The organism is Glaciimonas sp. GNP009 (assembly GCF_054343755.1).
In genome coordinates this window covers 4,016,447-4,035,441 of sequence record NZ_JBTGUV010000004.1, presented here as the reverse complement: position 1 = coordinate 4,035,441, position 18,995 = coordinate 4,016,447, and the positions used below count along the sequence as shown (strand labels likewise).

The following is an 18,995-nucleotide window of genomic DNA, read 5'->3' as shown; positions in this document are numbered from 1 at the left end:
CGTAATGGATATGAGTAACGATAATCTACAAAAATTTATGATCGAAAACGCCTCGGTTCGAGGCGAGTTGGTTGAACTTTCTAACACTTGGCAGCAGGTATTGGCGCGTCGAAACTATCCGCCAGCAGTGACTAATTTGCTGGGCGAAATGATGGCAGCGGCCGCCTTGTTGAGCGCCAATTTGAAATTCAATGGCGTGATCGTGATGCAAATTCACGGGGATGGCCCGATCCGCCTGTTGGTGATCGAATGCGATGCCAAGTTGCAGATGCGCGCCACAGCAAAACTAGTCCCCGATACGGTAGTAGAGGATGGTGCTACATTGGCCCAACTGGTGAATGTCAACGGTCATGGTCGTTTTGCCATCACACTTGATCCGCAAGACAAAATGCCAGGACAACAACCCTATCAGGGAATCGTGCCTCTCGATGGCGATAACGTTGCGGAGGTGATCGAAAATTACATGCTGCGTTCAGAGCAACTTGATACAAAGTTGTGGCTGGCTGCTGATGCCAACGTCTCGCGTGGTTTGCTATTACAAAAGTTGCCCAACCATGGCGGGATTGGCATTACTGAAGAAGACCCGCTGGAAAGCTGGAATCGCGTGTCTATGCTGGGTGCGACATTACGTCCCGCTGAAATGCTATCGACCGATATTCAGACATTATTGCGACGTTTATTCTGGGAAGAAACAGTCCGCGTTTTTGAACCACAACACCCTAGTTTTGTGTGCAACTGCTCACGAGAAAAGGTAGGCAACATGCTGCAGATGCTGGGACAAAAAGAAGTTGATGAAGCGATTGCTGAGTTGGGCAACGTATCGGTCGACTGCGATTTTTGCGGTCAAAATTATGCATTTGACAAAGTCGACTGCGCGCACCTTTTCGCTATCAGTGCACCTGTAGAGACCTTGTTAGGTACCGGAAATATTAAGCATTAAGCACGTATTAATTCGTAGGTAATAAGCATTAGCAACAGGCAAAGGGAGTGCCCTTTCCTATTGTAAAGATCACGATCCAGCCCGATACCTTAAAGGGTTACCGGCGCTGGCAATCTTGCAAGATATAAATTGGATGAAATGATCTTGGGGAATTTCAGTTGTTGCACTTAACGCTAGCTAAAGCGTAGACAGATTAGTCCCGTACTTGCTGCGCCACCCGTTGAGCAGTGTTGACTTGTGCTTGTTTCAACACTCGCTTAGCGGTCGGATGAACAGGCTTAGCAGACTTCAAACCCGTGGTCTTCTTTGGCGCTTTATCTTCTGTCTTGCCCGGTATCGCAGCGCCCACCTTGTCTGACAATAGTTGCGCTTCCTTCAGCGTCGATACCAGTTCAGTATTGTTCGGATCTAATATCTGGACGAAAATTTCATCCTGTTTGATCATGCCCAACTCAGTACGAGCGCGCTCTTCGACAGCACCGGTCCCTTCTTTCAAATCATGTACTTCCGAATCCAGCTTGGCATTCCTTGCTTTCAGCTCGACGATTTTTTCATGCGCAGTGGTGACTTGCTGCCCCATATCAGCGACTCGCAGCCAGCCGCCTTTTCCTAACCACAAAGGGTATTGGATCAACGCCAACAACACAGTAAGGCAAATAGCGATAAGACGCATTAACAATCCATATTCAATTTATGCAAATCCGGCCAGCGATTAAATTAACTCGCTGGCCGGATTTACATAAGGCAATTCGCAATACTTTTACTTCAAGTTATAAAAAGCAGCACGACCCGGATAACTGGCGATATCACCCAAATCTTCTTCAATACGCAGCAGTTGGTTGTACTTCGCCATCCGATCGGAACGCGACATTGAGCCGGTTTTGATCTGCAATGCGTTTGTACCAACTGCGATATCCGCAATAGTAGAATCTTCGGTCTCACCTGAACGATGCGAGATCACCGCAGTATAGCCAGCGCGTTTCGCCATTTCAATCGCAGCAAACGTCTCTGTCAGCGTACCAATCTGGTTGATCTTAATCAAGATCGAGTTCGCGATATTTTTTTGTATGCCTTCGCGCAGAATTTTGGTATTGGTCACAAACAGATCATCACCAACCAACTGTATTTTCTTACCCAAAGTCTCGGTAAGAAGTTTCCAGCCATCCCAGTCGTCTTCGGCCATGCCGTCTTCGATACTGATGATCGGATATTTGTCGCACCACGATGCCAGCAGACCGGTGAATTGCGCGCTCGTTAGTGTCATATCTTCACCGGCCAGCACGTATTTACCATCTTTGTAAAACTCACTGGCTGCGCAATCCAGGCCCAGTGCGACTTGTGTACCTGGCTCGTAGCCAGCCGCTTCAATCGCCTGAATGATCAACTTCAGCGCTTCTTCATGACTAGCAACTGAAGGGGCAAAACCGCCTTCATCACCAACTGATGTTGTCAATCCTTTTTCTTGCAGGATTTTTTTCAACGCGTGAAATATTTCAGCGCCGTAACGAATCGCTTCACGGAAGCTAGGAGCGCCAACCGGGATGATCATGAACTCTTGAATATCGAGGTTGTTGTCTGCGTGCGCGCCGCCGTTGATCACGTTCATCATCGGAACAGGCATTTGCATCGCACCGCTACCGCCAAAATAACGATACAGTGGCAAGCCGGCCTCTTCAGCCGCCGCTTTAGCGACTGCCATTGAAACTGCCAGCATGGCGTTGGCACCCAAACGACCTTTGTTTTCGGTGCCGTCAAGATCAATCAGCGTCCGGTCGAGGAATGCTTGTTCGTTAGCGTCCAAGCCCATGATCGCTTCAGAAATTTCTGTATTAATATGTTCACAGGCAGTCAATACGCCTTTACCGCCGTAGCGATTTTTATCGCCGTCACGCAATTCGATTGCTTCCCGGGAACCAGTCGAAGCACCGGATGGGACCGATGCACGCCCCATCACGCCGGATTCTAGCAGGACGTCGCATTCGACAGTTGGATTGCCGCGTGAATCAATGATTTCGCGGCCGATGATGTCAACAATTGCACTCATGTATTTCTATCTCCGTAATGATGCGTCTTAATTAATACGTGACTAAATGTCTCACTTCATGTCTCACTTAGTGCCTGAATTCGTACTTAACCTCATGCTTTAGATTAATCCTCAGCTTAGTATCTCGGTTGTTGCCTAAAAAGCATCCCAAAAAAAAGTATGAGGAGAAGTCGCTTTTTGGCTATTCCAATATTGCCAGACTGACCACCGACTCTCGCCTTAAGGCGATTCATGTAACGCAATAATAATGTAGCTCGGCTAATGTAGCTTAACAAAAGTGATACGCCATCATTCCAAGATGATGACGCATATCTAAATTTTAAGCTAAATGGATCATAGTCATGCTTTAAGTCTTTGCATTACTCACAACGGCTTGCTGATGTGCTAACGCTGCAGAAATGAACGAAATAAATAATGGATGCCCATCACGCGGCGTCGACTTGAATTCTGGATGATATTGCACGCCGACGTACCAAGGATGCGCATGTTCTCCAGTTCGCGGCAATTCCATCACTTCGCATAAATCTTCGGTAGGCGTACGTGCCGAAACCACTAAACCGGCCGCTTCGATACGGTCCAGATAATGATTGTTGGCCTCGTAGCGGTGACGATGACGCTCTGTCACGGTTGAACCGTAGATTTCAGAAGCTAGCGTGTTTGGTTTGATTTGACAAGTCTGAGCACCCAGACGCATCGTTCCGCCCAAATCTGAATTCGCATCACGCGTTTCAACTTTGCCGTCGTGATTTTGCCACTCATTGATGAGTGCAACGACAGGCTGCTCGGTCTGTTCGTCAAATTCGGTTGAGTTTGCCAATGTCAAGCCGGCTACATTACGTGCATATTCGAGCAAGGCCACTTGCATACCCAGGCAAATACCCAAGTAAGGTATTTTGTTTTCCCGAGCGAACCGCGCCGCCATGATCTTACCTTCTACACCGCGCTTACCAAATCCGCCTGGTACTAAAATAGCATCGTATTTCATCAGTGAATTCGCGCCATTGGCTTCGATTTCTTCTGAGTCCAGATATTCAATGTTGACACGCGATTCTGTATGGATCCCGGCGTGACGCAAGGCCTCCGTCAAAGATTTATACGACTCCGTTAAATCTACGTATTTTCCGACTATGCCGATTGTCAGCTCGTGTTTTGGATTTTCCAGCGCACTGACAAGGTTGGTCCACATCGTCAGGTCAGCAGGACTTGGTGTCAAGCCGAGCTTTTCGCAAATGATCGCATCCAGTCCCTGATCATGGAGCATTTGAGGAATTTTATAGATTGTGTCGACATCCCACACTGAAATCACCGCTGCCATTTCAACGTTTGAGAAGAGCGAAATCTTGGCCCGCTCTTCATCCGGAATAGGACGGTCTGCACGACACAAGAGGGCGTCGGGCAATATACCGATTTCACGCAATTTTTGTACGCTATGCTGGGTTGGCTTGGTTTTCAGTTCACCGGCAGATGGCAAATAAGGCACCAATGTCAAATGCACGAATGCGGCAGCCTTGCGACCAGCCCGCAAACTTAATTGGCGTGCTGCTTCAAGAAACGGTAGCGACTCGATATCTCCGACAGTACCGCCGATTTCGACTAGCGCCACGTCAAAGCCTTCTGCTCCGCGATGAATATAGTCCTGAATTTCATTGGTGATATGCGGAATCACTTGCACGGTTTTACCGAGGTATTCACCACGACGTTCCTTGCGGATAACGGCCTCATAGACCTGTCCGGTAGTAAAGTTATTTACTTTCTTCATGCGCGTTGTAATAAAACGCTCATAGTGGCCGAGATCGAGATCAGTCTCAGCGCCATCGTCGGTGACGAAAACTTCACCGTGTTGGAGCGGACTCATGGTGCCTGGATCGACGTTGATGTACGGATCGAGCTTAATGAGGGTGACTTTTAGGCCACGCGATTCGAGGATCGCGGCGAGGGAAGCGGCGGCAATCCCTTTACCTAGGGAAGACACGACGCCGCCAGTAACAAATACAAACTTGGTCATTGCGGATGGTGCCGAACGGCACATGCGGGAAATTCGAATTATACCTCAATCGGAGGCAATTCTTACTGAAAAAAGCACGCAATTATCGTGTAGTGGTCATCGTAGCTTTGTTCCCGTTCCGATATACGCAATCTTCTGTTCGTCAAAAAAAAATTAAAAATGTCGTGGACAAAATGACATTACAAGACCGGCGTCGGCAAAAAATTGTGCATCATGTAATAATTCCGCACTACCGCACACCTCTCAATCGCCTGCCAACCTGGACTTCTCCGTGTTTTTTCTTATTTCGCATCATCATCTGTCGACGGCTCGGCAACACACTCTTCAGCGTCCAGCAATATGAGCAGACTTTTTAGCGATGTAGAAGGTGATGATGGAATTTCTGGCGCGCAGAGACGCGTCGCCATTATTGTCATGATTTTGGGTACCGGAATGACGGTCCTGGACGGCTCTATTGTCAACGTTGCACTTCCGATCATTGCGCGTGATTTACACGTCGTCCCGTCGGCGGCTGTCTGGATTGCGAACGCCTATATTCTAGCTGGTGCGATGACGATGGTGGCCTTTGCTTCGCTCGGCGACGTGATTGGTTTTCGCCGTTTGTATATGGGCGGCATTTTCCTGTTTACGCTTAGTTCGCTCGGTTGCGCTTTATCTGAGTCGTTAACGACGCTCAATATATTGCGCTTTATCCAGGGAATAGGTGCGGCTGCGGCCATGAGTATCGGTCCAGCGCTTTATCGTAATATTTTTCCTACACGTCTACTTGGATCGGCACTTGGTATCAATGCCATGGTGGTCGCGTCCTCCTTAGCCGCGGGTCCGGCTATTGGCGGCGCGATGCTATCGGTATTGAGTTGGCCCTGGCTATTTGCGGTCAATGTTCCGATCGGCATCCTTACGCTGACATTAGCGCGACGCGTGCTGCCATCTGACCGTGGTCGCGGCGGTAAATTTGACGTGGCCGGTGCGGTTCTCTCGGCGCTAGCGTTAGCCGCCATCGTTCTTGCAGTGGACGGATTGTCCCGACACGATAGCTTGTTCAACGAACTGGTACTTGCCATTGTTGCCCTTATCGCCGTAGTGCTTTTTATTTTCCGACAAAAACGTGCACCCGCGCCTTTATTACCACTCGATATTTTTTCTTCGATTCGGTTTTCGATGGCCGTGGCCACGTCACTGTGCTCATTCGTCGGTCAAGGCATTGCGTTTATTGCGCTACCATTTTTATTTCAGGGCGCATATGGTTTCAGTCCACTAATGTCGGCAGCCCTATTTACACCGTGGCCCGTGGCAATCGTGATTACTGCGCCCATCGCCGGACGGCTCGCTGATCGCTACCCGGCGGCATTACTGTCCACTTGCGGTCTGGCTGTATACACAATCGGCCTGGTGTTACTGGCCTGTCTTGGCCCGCATCCATCGGTGATGGATATTTTGTGGCGCGCCTTTATTTGTGGCCTAGGATTTGGATTTTTTCAAAGCCCGAACAACCGCGAAATGATGACCAATGCACCGCGTTCGCGCAGCGGTACAGCTTCCGGCGTGTTGGCAATCGCCCGCACGTTCGGTCAATCGCTGGGTGCAGCGATGGTCGCCATCGCTTTAACGGCGGCAAGCAGTCATCTGGCTAGCACGCTAAGTGCATCACCTGATTCCTCAGTGAATATTACTTCTCCGATTAACTCTGCGTTGATCGATGCCAGTGCGGTCCATTTGTCGCTTTGGATTGCCGCTTCAGCCACGTTGCTCGCGACAATTATTAGCGCTTTGCGTATTCGACACGGAAGAGAAAATAACACCAAAATGTAACCGCGTATTGTGTGCTTGCAACTACGCGTAGCCGCTGACTAAGTAGTATTTATTGCCCTATAGAATTTTTTATCTGAAACTGACAAATTTGTCATATTCATGACAGCCTGTCGTCCCTTGGCGGCGCTTAAAGTACGGTGGTAAACATGCCAGTCCGGCAGCTACTTGCATTGACGGACGGGCATTCCGTCCGATAGCCCAACCGCTCAATGCAGGCCATGACCTCGACCACATTTTATCCCTGTCAACACGCCCATCTGACCCGCCCTTCTGCCGTAAAAGTATCTGTTAGGGCGGCCGCAGTCACCGCAGTCACATTACTGACGATTACACTATTGGGTGGCTGCGCAGTCGGGCCGAATTACATACGGCCGCAAATCGATACTCCAAGCGCTTTTAAAGAAGATACCGCCTGGAAAACGGCAACCCCGCAACAAATCGATGCCAACCAGCAATGGTGGGAAATGTATGGCGATAGCACGCTCAATGCGCTCATCATTGAAGCCAATCGTGCCAATCAAAATATCCGTCAGGCGGAAGCCCAATATCGTCTGGCACGTGCCACCGCTGGTGTCGCTCGCTCAGGTTTTTGGCCAACCGCAGGCGTCGGCATTGGAGCGGGTCGTGCGCGAACCATCAGCAGTGGCGTGGCCTCACAGGGCAATAGCTACAATGCCTCTATCAACGCCAGTTGGGAGCCGGACATCTGGGGTGGCGTGCGACGTGCGGTGGAATCAGGCGAAGCTGGTACGCAAGCAAGTGCAGCCGATCTTGCTGCAGCACGGTTGAGTATTCAGGCCACATTGGCACAAGATTATCTGCAACTGCGGATAACCGATCAACTTAAAGATTTATATGCCCGCACCGATGCGGCTTATACGCGCTCGCTTAAATTGACTCAAAGTCAGTACAACGCAGGTGTCGCCTTACGCTCTGACGTTGCGCAGGCCGAAGCACAATTAAAAACAGCCCGAGCGCAGGCTATCGATCTAAACGCACAGCGTGGCCAATTGGAACACGCAATAGCCATTTTGACCGGTAAATCACCGGCAGCCTTTTCGCTTCCCGCCATACCGTCCGCCTCACTGTCACCTTTAGTCGCGCATTTGCCCATCGTCCCGCCCGGCCTGCCCTCTGATCTTCTGGAGCGACGGCCGGATATTGCCGCCGCCGAACGCCGCGCTGCGCTTGCCAATGCCAATATAGGCGTTGCCAAGGCAGCCTATTTCCCTGTCCTGATGCTGAATGCCAGCGGCGCTTTTACTGCTGGCAGCCTGGCGACCTGGTTTGATACGCCAGGCCGCGTATGGTCGCTTGGTAGTGCGCTGGCGCAAACACTTTTCGATGGCGGATTACGGCGCGCGCATAGTGATCAGGCCATCGCATCTTATGACAGTGCAGTTGCACAATACAAACAAACGGTCTTGGGCGGCTTTCAGGACGTCGAAGATAATCTGACGACGCTGCATGTACTGGATCAGGAAGGCACCGTGCAAGATCAGGCCGTCGCTGCCTCGCAACTGTCTGAACGGTTAGCGCTGAGCCAATACCAGGCTGGTACTACGACCTACTTAAGTGTTGCCACCGCACAAACAATAGCGTTGACTAACGCTCGCACCGCCGTGCAAATACGCGGACGCCAATTGGTAGCCAGTGTCGGTCTGATCAAGGCCATCGGCGGCGGTTGGGATGTGCGCGCTTTAAGCAAAGACGCCATGAGCAAGGATGCGCTAAATAGCCCTGCTATTGGCCCTACCGCACAAAACACTCAGAACAAACCCGTTATCCAAACTAATAAAACCAATTAATTTCGTGAGTAACCACATGTCCACACCATTTTTCCGCCGCCGCTCAACACATATCATTGGCGCTGTTCTTTTGATTTTGATTGCTGTCGGTATCTGGAAGGTAAAGCACAAAGTTGTTGCTCCTGTCGCTAATCAGATCCCACCGGTCGAAGCAACAACCGCGCTGGTCACACAGCGAGACATGCCAATTTATCTGAGCGGTGTTGGCACCGTCACTGCCAATGCAACGGTCGTCGTCAGAACCAGGATTGATGGTCAACTGCAGAAAGTTGCTTTCATTGAAGGCCAGGATGTGAGGGCAGGACAATTGTTAGCACAAATCGATTCACGTGCATTGCAAGCACAACTGGAACAAGCGCAAGCACAAAAAGCGAAAGACCAGTCGTTAAGCAGCAATGCCAAACTGGATTTGCAACGTTACACCGTGCTACGTCAGCAAGATGCTGCCACCCAACAAACACTCGACACGCAAAAAGCGTTAGTGACGCAGCTCGAAGCTTCAATACAAACCGACGATGCGCAGATCAGTTATGCCAAGGTGCAACTGAGCTACACCACTATCAGCGCGCCAATCAGTGGTCGCGTCGGGGCGCGATTAGTCGATGCAGGCAATGTTGTGCACGCCACGGACACCAATGGTCTGGTCGTCATCAACCAAATCGATCCAATCACCACTTTATTTACATTGCCCGAAGAAAACTTTCAAGCAATTAATAAGGCCCTTCACGGAAATCAATTGCCGCTGAAAGTCGCTGCCTATGATCGGCAGAGTAATCAGGCACTAGCCACAGGTCGCCTGACTTTGCTTAACAACCAGATTGATACCACTTCAGGGACAGTGCAGCTTAAGGCAACGTTTGAGAATCCGACTCATGTGTTATGGCCGGGACAATATGTCAACGTCCGTCTCTACCTGACTGACATCCCGCAGGCGTTAACGTTACCGGCCGCGGCAGTTCAACGCGGTCAGGATGGTACTTACGTCTATGTCGTGAATCCCGACACTAGCGTCAAAGCACAGTCGGTGCATGTCGCACAAATACAGGAAGGTGTAGCGGTTATCGATACCGGCCTGACAAATGGCGAAAAGGTGGTCATTGACGGCCAATATAAGCTCAAACCTGGCGTCAAGATTATTGAAACCAATACGCCGGTCGCACCAGCAAAAGGAGCGACTAATTGAGCATCTCGGCAGCCTTTATAAAGCGTCCTATTGGGACGACGCTCTTAGCGATTGCTATTATGCTGGTAGGCGTTGCGGTCTGGCCGTTGTTGCCGGTCGCCCCGTTGCCGCAGGTTGATTTTCCAACGATTCAGGTATCTGCGAATCTGCCGGGCGCTAGCCCTGAAACCATGGCATCCAACGTTGCCCAACCATTGGAGCGTCAGTTTTCATTGATTGCCGGTTTATCGCAAATGACCTCAGCCAGTGCGCTTGGATCATCTCAAATTACGCTGCAGTTTGATTTAAACCGGAATATTGATGCGGCCGCACTTGACGTGCAGGCTGCTATTAATGCATCCAGCGGTCAACTACCGGCTAACTTACCGAACCCGCCTACCTTCCGCAAAATTAATCCGGCCGATTCACCGATTCTGGTCATGGCTGTGCAATCGTCGACTCTGCCACTAATTGAAGTCAACGATTACGCCGATAATATTTTGGCGCAACAAATTTCGCAGATTACCGGCGTTGGATTAGTGAATATCGGTGGCGCACAAAAGCCTGCGATTCGGATTCAAGTTGACCCGACCAAAATGTCAGCGCTGGGCATGAACCTTGAAGATATTCGTGGCGTTATAGCCAGTACGACCGTCAATCAGCCAAAAGGTACGATTGATGGCGACAAGCAAAGCTTTACCGTCTATACCAACGACCAATTACTTAAAGCCAAACCGTGGAATGACATGGTGCTGGCGTACAAAAACGGGGCGCCGATACGTGTCAGTGACATCGGTATTGCAATTGATGCGCCTGAAAACATGAAAGTTGCCGGTTGGGCCTATGCAGGTAAAGCCGCACCAGCCGACAGCACAGTGATCAATGGACGCTCGATCGTGCTGGCGATTACCAAACAACCGGGCGCCAACGTGATCGAAACAGTCGACCGGATCAAGGCCGCGTTGCCACGCTTGCAGGCAGCAATCCCACCCTCGGTGCGCGTCAACACGCTGATAGATCGCACGCAAACAATCCGCGCATCCGTGCTGGATGTAGAACTCACGCTGATGCTGACAATTGCGTTGGTGGTGATGGTTATCTTTATGTTCCTGCGCAATATCCCAGCAACATTAATTCCCAGTGTCACCGTGCCATTGGCATTAATGGGCACAGCAGCGGTTATGTATCTGATCGGCTTTAGTCTCGACAATCTGTCGCTAATGGCGCTCACCATTGCGGTGGGATTTGTAGTCGATGATGCGATTGTGATGTTGGAGAATATTTATCGTTACGTGGAAGAAGGCATGTCACCGATGGAAGCAGCGTATAAAGGCGCGGGTGAAATCGGTTTTACGATTATTTCTATTTCGGTTTCATTAATAGCAGTGTTTATTCCACTGCTCCTGATGGGCGGCATTGTTGGACGTTTGTTCCGCGAATTTGCAATCACTGTGACCTTGACCATCGTGATATCGGTGATTATTTCACTGACGTTAACACCAATGCTTTGTTCACGCTTTTTGCGCAATCATCATGACGAAAAACACGGTCGCCTGGCGCTATTATTTGAGCGCGGATTCGATGCGATGCTGGATGGCTATAAACGCGGTCTGCATGTTGTCATGCGCCATCAGTTCATTACTCTGTGCGTATTTATTTGTACTTTAGTCGCTACAGTGGTGTTGTTCGTGATTATTCCTAAAGGGTTTTTCCCGCAACAAGATACCGGCTTTATTTTCGGCTTTGCGGAGTCCGCACAGGATGCATCGTTTGCATCGATGAATGGCAGAATGTTGAAGCTTGCCGACGTTATTCGCGAGGATCCGGATGTGACCGGTTTCGGTATGAGCGGAGGGCAGACAACGTTCAATACTGGCAATTTCTTTATTAGCCTGAAGCCAAAAGACGAAGGCCGTACTTCGACTGCTGACGAGGTGATTACACGATTGCGTCCGCAGCTTGCTAAAGTTCAGGGCGTCAATCTGTTCTTGCAGGCCGGCCAGGATATTAACGTCGGAGGACGTTTATCCCGCACCCAATATCAATATACGATTACCGACTCCTCCTTATCAGAACTTGATGTGTGGGCACCAAAATTATTAGCGCGCTTCCGTCAATTACCGGCATTGACCGATGTCGCCTCCGATCAGCAAAATGCGGCAGCAACGGCGACCCTGACCATTGATCGCGCACGTGCATCAAGTTTTGGCATTTCCCCTGCGTTGATTGATTCCACTATTTATGACGCCATTGGACAGCGTCAGGTCGCGCAATATTTTACGCAGGTAAACAGTTATCACGTGATACTCGAAGTAACGCCAAAATTGCAGACCGATCCTGCATTATTTGACAAGTTGTACATGACCTCGCCGTTGACCGGACAACAGATTCCGTTATCAACTTTTATTAAGGTGGACACAACCAAGACCGGCTATCTATCGATTAGCCATCAAAGTCAGTTTCCGGCTGTGACGATTTCGTTCAATCTGGCTCCGGGCGTAGCGCTTGGCGACGCCGTTACTGCAATTCAAAAAGCGCAAGAAGAAATGGGCGTTCCGCACACATTAAGCGGTGCCTTTCAGGGCGCGGCAAAAGCATTCGGCGATTCCCTTTCGTCACAACCGTACTTGATCGCCGCAGCGTTGGTTGCCGTGTATATTGTGCTCGGCTTGCTGTATGAAAGTTACATCCATCCGCTGACGATTCTGTCTACACTGCCCTCGGCGGGAGTCGGCGCTCTGTTGATTTTGATGTTAGGCGGTTATGATCTCAGTGTGATTGCATTAATCGGGATCATATTATTGATCGGGATTGTGAAAAAAAATGGCATCATGATGGTGGACTTTGCGCTCACGGCCGAACGCGAAAAAGGAATGTCGCCGGAAGATGCTATTTTCCAGGCCTGCTTGCTACGCTTCCGTCCCATCATGATGACGACGATGTGCGCACTATTGAGTGGATTGCCATTGATGCTAGGCCACGGCGCAGGGTCGGAATTGCGTCGTCCATTGGGTTATGCAATGGTGGGCGGTTTGATTTTGTCGCAAATCTTAACGCTATTTACCACGCCGGTCATTTACCTGTATCTGGATCGCACTCACTTCTGGTACGAACGTCGTAAGAAAGAGCGCAAAGAACGTAAGGCAGCAGCAAAGAACGCTTCGCCGGTACTTGAGTAACAATAGGGAGTTGCTTTTTAATCGGTCTAGAAGTGTTGTCGAATTATTGTTAAATGAGCTTCAAGCACGGTAACTTTGGATGAATCTAAGATACGCCAAAAGTACCGTGAGCGTTACCGATACAATATAAGTGAAGTACCGGAGACTGATCCAAGTATGAAAATTCTCATAGTCGAAGATGAACTAAAGACTGCCGATTATCTTTTTAAAGGATTGACGGAACAAGGTTGTACAGTCGACCTGGCGCACAACGGCGTCGATGGCCAGCACTTAGCATTGCAACACGATTACGATGTCATCGTGCTGGATGTGATGTTGCCCGGAATTGATGGATTTTCTGTATTGCGCGCACTGCGCACCGTCAAGCACACGCCGGTCATCATGCTGACAGCGCGAGACCACGTTGAGGACCGGATCAAAGGTTTGCATGATGGCGCCGACGATTATCTGATCAAGCCGTTCTCATTTCTCGAACTGTTGGCGAGACTGCAAGCTTTAACCCGACGTGGGAGAACCCAGGAACCTGTCCAACTACGTATCGGCGATCTGCAAATTGATCTACTGAGCCGTAAAGCTTATCGCGGAGACGGTGCGACCCGCATCGATCTGACCGCCAAGGAATTTTCATTATTGGTTGTGCTCGCGCGCCGACAAGGTGAAATTTTATCCAAAACGGCGATCGCCGAACTGGTCTGGGATATGAATTTTGACAGCAATACCAATGTCGTGGAAGTCGCTATCAAACGGCTTCGAACCAAAATGGATATACCATTTAGTCCAAAGTTACTCCACACCATTCGCGGAATGGGCTACGTGTTGGAACTGAGGAAGGATGAAAAGTCCGAATGAAGCGCTCTATTACAGTCCGTCTTGTAGCGATGTTTGCCGCCGCTGCTTTGTTGACGTTTTCACTCATCGGCGCGTCTCTTTACAGCGTCGTCCACAGCGAACTTCAACGACATCAGCAAGAAGAATTGCATACGATATTCCAAGACATGCAGTACATGATTGAACATAACGGCAGCGTAGAACGCTGGCCACGTGTTCAGGCAAAACTGGATACTCTAACGCCGACCGACGGCAGTAGACGGTTCTGGGTTTTAAGCGACGACTCCCACTTTCAGTACGGTAGGGGGTTGGCTGAAATAGACGATTTGCAGCGGGATCGTGATGGCTTGGGCACCATGCAGCTTCGCAAGCGCGAATATCCCTTACTAACGATGACCAAAACCATTGACGCTTTTGAGCAACGACCACCTGTCCGTTTGATCGTCGGTATAGACTCAGAACCATATTTTCATACCTTGCGTGCGTTCGTCATTGCGTTGATCAGTTTGTCGCTGGCGGGTGTTGTACTTGTCATGTTATTCGGCTATTGGATCGCCCAAGTTGGCTTGCGCCCATTGAAACAACTTTCCAACGAAGCCCAGATACTGAGTCCAAAAGCGCTCTCTCAGCGGCTGCAAGTCGCCCGATTACCAGACGAGCTATCGAATTTGGCGACGACCTTTAATGGTGCGCTTGACCGGATCGAAAACGCGTACACACAACTTGAAGGATTCAATGCGGATGTTGCGCACGAGCTACGCACACCATTGGCAAATTTAATCGGTGCTACTCAGGTTGCTCTCTCGCGAGAGCGCACTGCACCTGAGTTCCAAGACGTATTGCAATCGAATTTGGAGGATCTGGAACGCGTTCGGTCGATCATCAACGATATGCTATTTCTAGCACGAGCAGACCAGGGAACGCACGCTACGGGTCTGATTGTGGCGTCGATCGCGCTTCAAGTCAGTAAAACAGTGGAGTTCTTTGAATGCATTCTGGATGATTCTCACATGACGGTGTGTATCGCTGGCGATGTGAACGTAGAAGCGCCTATAGAAACGGCGCTATTTCGTCGCGCCATGAGCAATCTGCTACAAAATGCGATTCAACATTCGAGCGCCGAAGCACAGATTATCGTGACGATCACGCAGCAAAACGACGTGATACAAATTGCGGTTTCGAACCCGGGCGAACCGATTCCAGAATCACACTTAAACCGATTATTTGATCGCTTTTATCGCGTAGATGCTGCACGCCACGATCAAGGCCAACAGCATGGCTACGGACTGGGTCTGGCGATAGTCCGAGCGGTGGCAACAATGCATGGCGGTAGCGTATTTGCGTCCTGCACGGACGGCATCTCGACGATCGGATTTAGCATACGAACCGCAGTTCAACCATTAAAAAGCTAAATTAAGCCAGTGCAGCTAACACTTGCTCCGAGCGCACTACTTCGGCCTGACGCGGAAATACTTTTTGCATCAGCAATTGATGAACCTCCGCTTCTGGGTTTGCGCAACCATCCTCTACAATAAAAAGTCGATAGTCAGCATCTGCCGCATCGCGGGTAGTCGACAATACGACGCCGCTGGTAGAGACGCCGCACAATAGCAATGTATCAATATCACGCGCTTTTAGAATAGTCTGAAGCGCAGTCGTGCTGAAAGCGCCAACCCGATGTTTGAGCAGCACCACATCCGTGACTGCGGGCTTAACTGCTGCGTTAATATCTGCGCCGGGTGAGTCCGTGACCAACCATCCCGCACTCTTGATCCCACTGAACATTTTATTGCGTGCATTGACTTCCGGATGTCCGGGACGAAATCCGACCACGATGTAAATGACAGGTAAACCAGCTTTGCGTGCTGCGGCGATGGTTGCAGCAGTTGCCGTCAGAACGGGTGTCGGATCTTTTAGCAAACCTAAAATAGGTGCCTGAAAATCCATTACCAGTAACGCACTGCGAGCTGGATTGATTGTTAAAGCGTCAGACATAGTCACCCGTTCAGATTATGGTGTTTGTGGCATGGTTGAGCGCTAACTCAGCTGAGGACTTTGCTGCACCTTTGGCGGAAGCTTGTCACCAATCAACTGCAACGGCCCAGTGCCACTGTAACGATCCAGCAATAAATAAATCACAGGCGTAATAAACAGCGTGATCACTTGAGAAACTAATAATCCGCCAACGATCGCCACGCCGAGCGGTTGGCGCAACTCCGCACCAGCACCCAGGCCTAAGGCAATAGGAATCGCTCCCATCAAGGCCGCCAAAGTGGTCATCATAATTGGTCTAAACCGTAAAATACAGGCAGTACGGATCGCCTCAACCGGACTCAAACCCTGGCTACGCTGGGCGTCTAGTGCAAAGTCAATCATCATAATCGCGTTCTTCTTAACGATACCAATCAGCATCAAAATACCGATTGTGGCAATCAGCGTCAGTTCGAAACCAAAAATACGTAACGCCAATAAAGCGCCAATCGCGGCCGATGGCAAACCCGCCAAAATCGTGATCGGATGAATATAACTTTCATACAGTACGCCGAGCAAAATATAAATCACAGCAACCGCCAACACAAGCAAAACAACCTGACTACTTTGTGATGATTGAAACACTGCGGCGTCACCTCCGTAAGTTGCAATGATACTGGCGGGAAGACTCAACTCTGCTTTAATCAGATCAATCTTTTGACTGGCGTTGCCAAGTGGCACGTCCGGTGCAAGATTGAAGGAAATGGTGACCGCCTGTAATTGCCCTTGATGATTCACCGAAAGCGCTGTCGGTTCGCGCTTCACGGTGGCCACGCTGAGCAAGGGGACCAAGATGCCGGTTTTACTTCGCAGATAAATTTTGCTGAGATCGGCCTCATCCTGATGACCGGAATTGTTGCCTTGTAAAATAACCTGATAACTATTACTGCTGGTGAAAATCGTGGAAACCTGACGGTCGCCATAAGCGCTGTAAAGTGCGGTACGAATGTCATCAATCTGAACACCAGCATCATTGGCGCGATCACGGTCAATGTTAATGCTGGCTTGCAGACCATTCATTTGAGAGTCACTGGTAACGTCGCGGAACATTGAATCAGCGCGCATTTTTACTTGTATCCGTTCTGCCCATTCGGTCAACTCGTCAGCGCGCACGCTTTGTAGCGTGTATTGATAGCGACTCTTACTGGAACGACCGCCGAGACGCAAATTTTGTACCGGTGTCATATATACCGCCATGCCGGCTACACCACTCAATTTTGCACGGAGTCCCTCCAATACTTGATCCATGGTCGCGCGGTCCTTGCGGGCTTTCAAACCAATGAACAACGAACCACTATTGGTGCCGCTGACGCGCGAAGTCACACTCTCAACATTGACGTCTTTTCCGATAATTTCTGAAGCATTGCGTACCATGTTAACCATGGCCGGATACGATATATCTTGCGGCCCTTCAACCGTAGCGCCGATCTGTCCGATATCTTCTGTGGGGAAAAAACCTTTGGGACTTGTGGCAAATAAAACGCCGGTTAGAACAAATGTTGCGACCGCGCCACCCAATACCCAATGCCGATGCATCAAACACCAATCGAGACCGCGCGTATAGGTATTCAGTACCGCGTGAAAACCGCGTTCAAAGCCCTTACTTAACCAACCATCTTGCTCGTGATTTTGATGTTTTAAATAACGGCTGCACAACATTGGCACCAATGTCAGGGACACGACCGCTGAAACCATAATCGCCAATGAGACGACAGCAGCGAATTCATGAAACATCAAGCCTATCACGCCAGGCATAAAAAAGATCGGGATGAAGACCGCGACCAGTGAGATGGAAATAGAGATGATCGTAAATCCGACCTCTTTCGACCCTTTAAGCGCAGCAGTCATCGGGTCCATTCCCTGCTCAACATAACGGACGATATTTTCAAGCATCACAATGGCGTCATCCACCACCAGACCAACCGCGATCGTAATTGCCAGCAAGGATATGTTGTCCAGACTATACCCAAACCACAACATCAATGCACAACATCCAATCAATGAAATCGGCAGCGAAAGTACGGGAATTACCGTCGCCGACAAGCGCTTCAAAAATAGAAAAATAACTAATATAACCAACACCACCGTCAGCAACAATGTGTGTTTAACGTCGGCAATCGCATCTCTGATTGAGACTGATCTATCGTTTAATATATGTACGTTAATTGACGCTGGCATTTGCAACTTAAATTGCGGTAAAGTGGCCTTTACCGCATCCACCACCGCTACCGTATTAGCGTCGGGCTGACGCTGAACGGCTAGTACGATGGATGGTTCGCCATTCACCCAACTTCCGCTTTTGGTGGATTCGACGCTATCTTCAACCTCGGCCACATCTTTGAGGCGCATGCTGGAACCATCCTGGCTTTTGATCACCAGATCAGAGAATGCTGCCGCGTTAGCCAATTGCTTATTGGCCTGAATAGTTAAACTTTGACGTGGTCCATCCAATACCCCAACCGGACTATTCGCGTTCGCCGCTTTGATGGCAATCGCTAATTCGTCCATGGTCATGTTACGTGCGGCTAATTGATCCGACTTCGCTTTCACGCGCACTGCATAGCGGCGTTGGCCATACACCGCCACCTGCGCAACACCGGCGATGGTCGACAGCGAAGGCGAGATCAGATTTTCTGCGTAGTCATTCAAGTCCGCTAAAGAAAGCGACGGAGACGTCAATCCCAGCAATAACACTGCCGCATCAGCTGGATTGACTTTGCGATAGGCCGGTAAAGAGGTCATCTCCACAGGCAAATTGCGTTGGGCACGCAAGAGTGCCGCCTGCACATCAACCGCTGCCGCATCAATGTCACGGTCGGCGTTAAATTCCAGCGTGATGGACGTGCTGCCGAGGGTATTGGTAGAGCTGATCGTCGACAGACCTGGTATCGTCGAAAATTGTTTTTCCAAGGGTGTAGCGACCGATGCCGCCATGATTTCCGGACTTGCACCGGGCAATGACCCGCTGACGTTAATCACCGGCGTGTTATAGCTTGGTAGCGCGGCGATCGGTAATTTGGAATACGAAAAAACGCCAAGTACGACGATCGCTACCGATAACAGCACGGTCATTATCGGACGACGGATACACAGTTCGGATATATTCACATTGATCTTTTCTGCTCATTAGGTCGGACCAACCATGGACCAGCCATGTTCGGATTTTTACCAGACTTTAGTTCGCGA

11 protein-coding genes and 1 pseudogene are annotated in these 18,995 nt (G+C 49.9%); 7 read left to right on the top strand and 5 right to left on the bottom strand.

Translation table 11 applies throughout. The features are described 5' to 3' along the window. Positions 1-10 precede the first annotated feature (10 nt). Entirely contained in the window at positions 11-940 is a 930-nt protein-coding gene (gene hslO, locus ACXX82_RS18680) for an Hsp33 family molecular chaperone HslO (RefSeq protein WP_458563462.1), read from the top strand. Positions 941-1,340: 400 nt separating this feature from the next. On the opposite strand, the pseudogene ftsB reads toward hslO, so the two are convergent. The 3 genes and pseudogenes from ftsB to pyrG all read right to left on the bottom strand — a co-directional run. Continuing rightward, positions 1,341-1,613 (bottom strand): annotated as a pseudogene (gene ftsB, locus ACXX82_RS18675) (cell division protein FtsB); the annotation flags it as partial. Between the two features lie 87 nt (positions 1,614-1,700). Continuing rightward, positions 1,701-2,984, bottom strand: coding sequence for a phosphopyruvate hydratase (gene eno, locus ACXX82_RS18670; RefSeq protein WP_322237276.1), 1,284 nt, complete (start codon positions 2,982-2,984; stop codon positions 1,701-1,703). Between the two features lie 346 nt (positions 2,985-3,330). Beyond that, positions 3,331-4,989, bottom strand: a complete 1,659-nt coding sequence (gene pyrG, locus ACXX82_RS18665) for a CTP synthase (protein WP_458563461.1) — start codon at positions 4,987-4,989, stop codon at positions 3,331-3,333. A 339-nt stretch (positions 4,990-5,328) separates the two neighbouring features. Here pyrG and ACXX82_RS18660 point away from each other — a divergent pair, with 339 nt between their 5' ends. The 6 genes from ACXX82_RS18660 to ACXX82_RS18635 all read left to right on the top strand — a co-directional run bounded on the left by ACXX82_RS18660 (position 5,329) and on the right by ACXX82_RS18635 (position 15,190). Next, complete coding sequence (locus ACXX82_RS18660) at positions 5,329-6,801, top strand: MFS transporter (protein WP_323507283.1); 1,473 nt, start codon at positions 5,329-5,331, stop codon at positions 6,799-6,801. Positions 6,802-7,019: 218 nt separating this feature from the next. Beyond that, positions 7,020-8,609, top strand: a complete 1,590-nt coding sequence (locus tag ACXX82_RS18655) for an efflux transporter outer membrane subunit (protein ID WP_458563460.1) — start codon at positions 7,020-7,022, stop codon at positions 8,607-8,609. A 16-nt stretch (positions 8,610-8,625) separates the two neighbouring features. Continuing rightward, positions 8,626-9,792 (top strand): efflux RND transporter periplasmic adaptor subunit, encoded by a 1,167-nt coding sequence (locus ACXX82_RS18650; protein WP_322237268.1) that lies wholly within the window; start codon positions 8,626-8,628, stop codon positions 9,790-9,792. Continuing rightward, positions 9,789-12,950, top strand: coding sequence for an efflux RND transporter permease subunit (locus ACXX82_RS18645; protein WP_322237266.1), 3,162 nt, complete (start codon positions 9,789-9,791; stop codon positions 12,948-12,950). Before ACXX82_RS18650 ends, ACXX82_RS18645 begins: the two co-directional genes overlap by 4 nt. A 156-nt stretch (positions 12,951-13,106) precedes the next feature. After that, positions 13,107-13,799, top strand: coding sequence for a heavy metal response regulator transcription factor (locus tag ACXX82_RS18640; protein ID WP_322237264.1), 693 nt, complete (start codon positions 13,107-13,109; stop codon positions 13,797-13,799). Further along, complete coding sequence (locus tag ACXX82_RS18635; protein WP_458563459.1) at positions 13,796-15,190, top strand: heavy metal sensor histidine kinase; 1,395 nt, start codon at positions 13,796-13,798, stop codon at positions 15,188-15,190. The genes ACXX82_RS18640 and ACXX82_RS18635 overlap by 4 nt, the downstream gene beginning before the upstream one ends. Before the next feature lies 1 nt (position 15,191). On the opposite strand, the gene ACXX82_RS18630 is transcribed toward ACXX82_RS18635, so the two are convergent. Next, the gene (locus ACXX82_RS18630) at positions 15,192-15,773 is read right to left on the bottom strand and encodes a cysteine hydrolase family protein (protein WP_458563458.1); all 582 of its coding nucleotides are present in this window, start codon (positions 15,771-15,773) and stop codon (positions 15,192-15,194) included. Between the two features lie 42 nt (positions 15,774-15,815). Continuing rightward, positions 15,816-18,917, bottom strand: coding sequence for an efflux RND transporter permease subunit (locus ACXX82_RS18625; protein ID WP_322237259.1), 3,102 nt, complete (start codon positions 18,915-18,917; stop codon positions 15,816-15,818). Between the last annotated feature and the right edge of the window lie 78 nt (positions 18,918-18,995).

Coding starts and splice junctions, on each gene's coding strand:
- hslO (WP_458563462.1), top strand. CDS start 11: ATGAGTAACGATAATCTACAAAAATTTATGATCGAAAACGCCTCGGTT.
- eno (WP_322237276.1), bottom strand. CDS start 2,984: ATGAGTGCAATTGTTGACATCATCGGCCGCGAAATCATTGATTCACGC.
- pyrG (WP_458563461.1), bottom strand. CDS start 4,989: ATGACCAAGTTTGTATTTGTTACTGGCGGCGTCGTGTCTTCCCTAGGT.
- ACXX82_RS18660 (WP_323507283.1), top strand. CDS start 5,329: ATGAGCAGACTTTTTAGCGATGTAGAAGGTGATGATGGAATTTCTGGC.
- ACXX82_RS18655 (WP_458563460.1), top strand. CDS start 7,020: ATGACCTCGACCACATTTTATCCCTGTCAACACGCCCATCTGACCCGC.
- ACXX82_RS18650 (WP_322237268.1), top strand. CDS start 8,626: ATGTCCACACCATTTTTCCGCCGCCGCTCAACACATATCATTGGCGCT.
- ACXX82_RS18640 (WP_322237264.1), top strand. CDS start 13,107: ATGAAAATTCTCATAGTCGAAGATGAACTAAAGACTGCCGATTATCTT.
- ACXX82_RS18635 (WP_458563459.1), top strand. CDS start 13,796: ATGAAGCGCTCTATTACAGTCCGTCTTGTAGCGATGTTTGCCGCCGCT.
- ACXX82_RS18630 (WP_458563458.1), bottom strand. CDS start 15,773: ATGTCTGACGCTTTAACAATCAATCCAGCTCGCAGTGCGTTACTGGTA.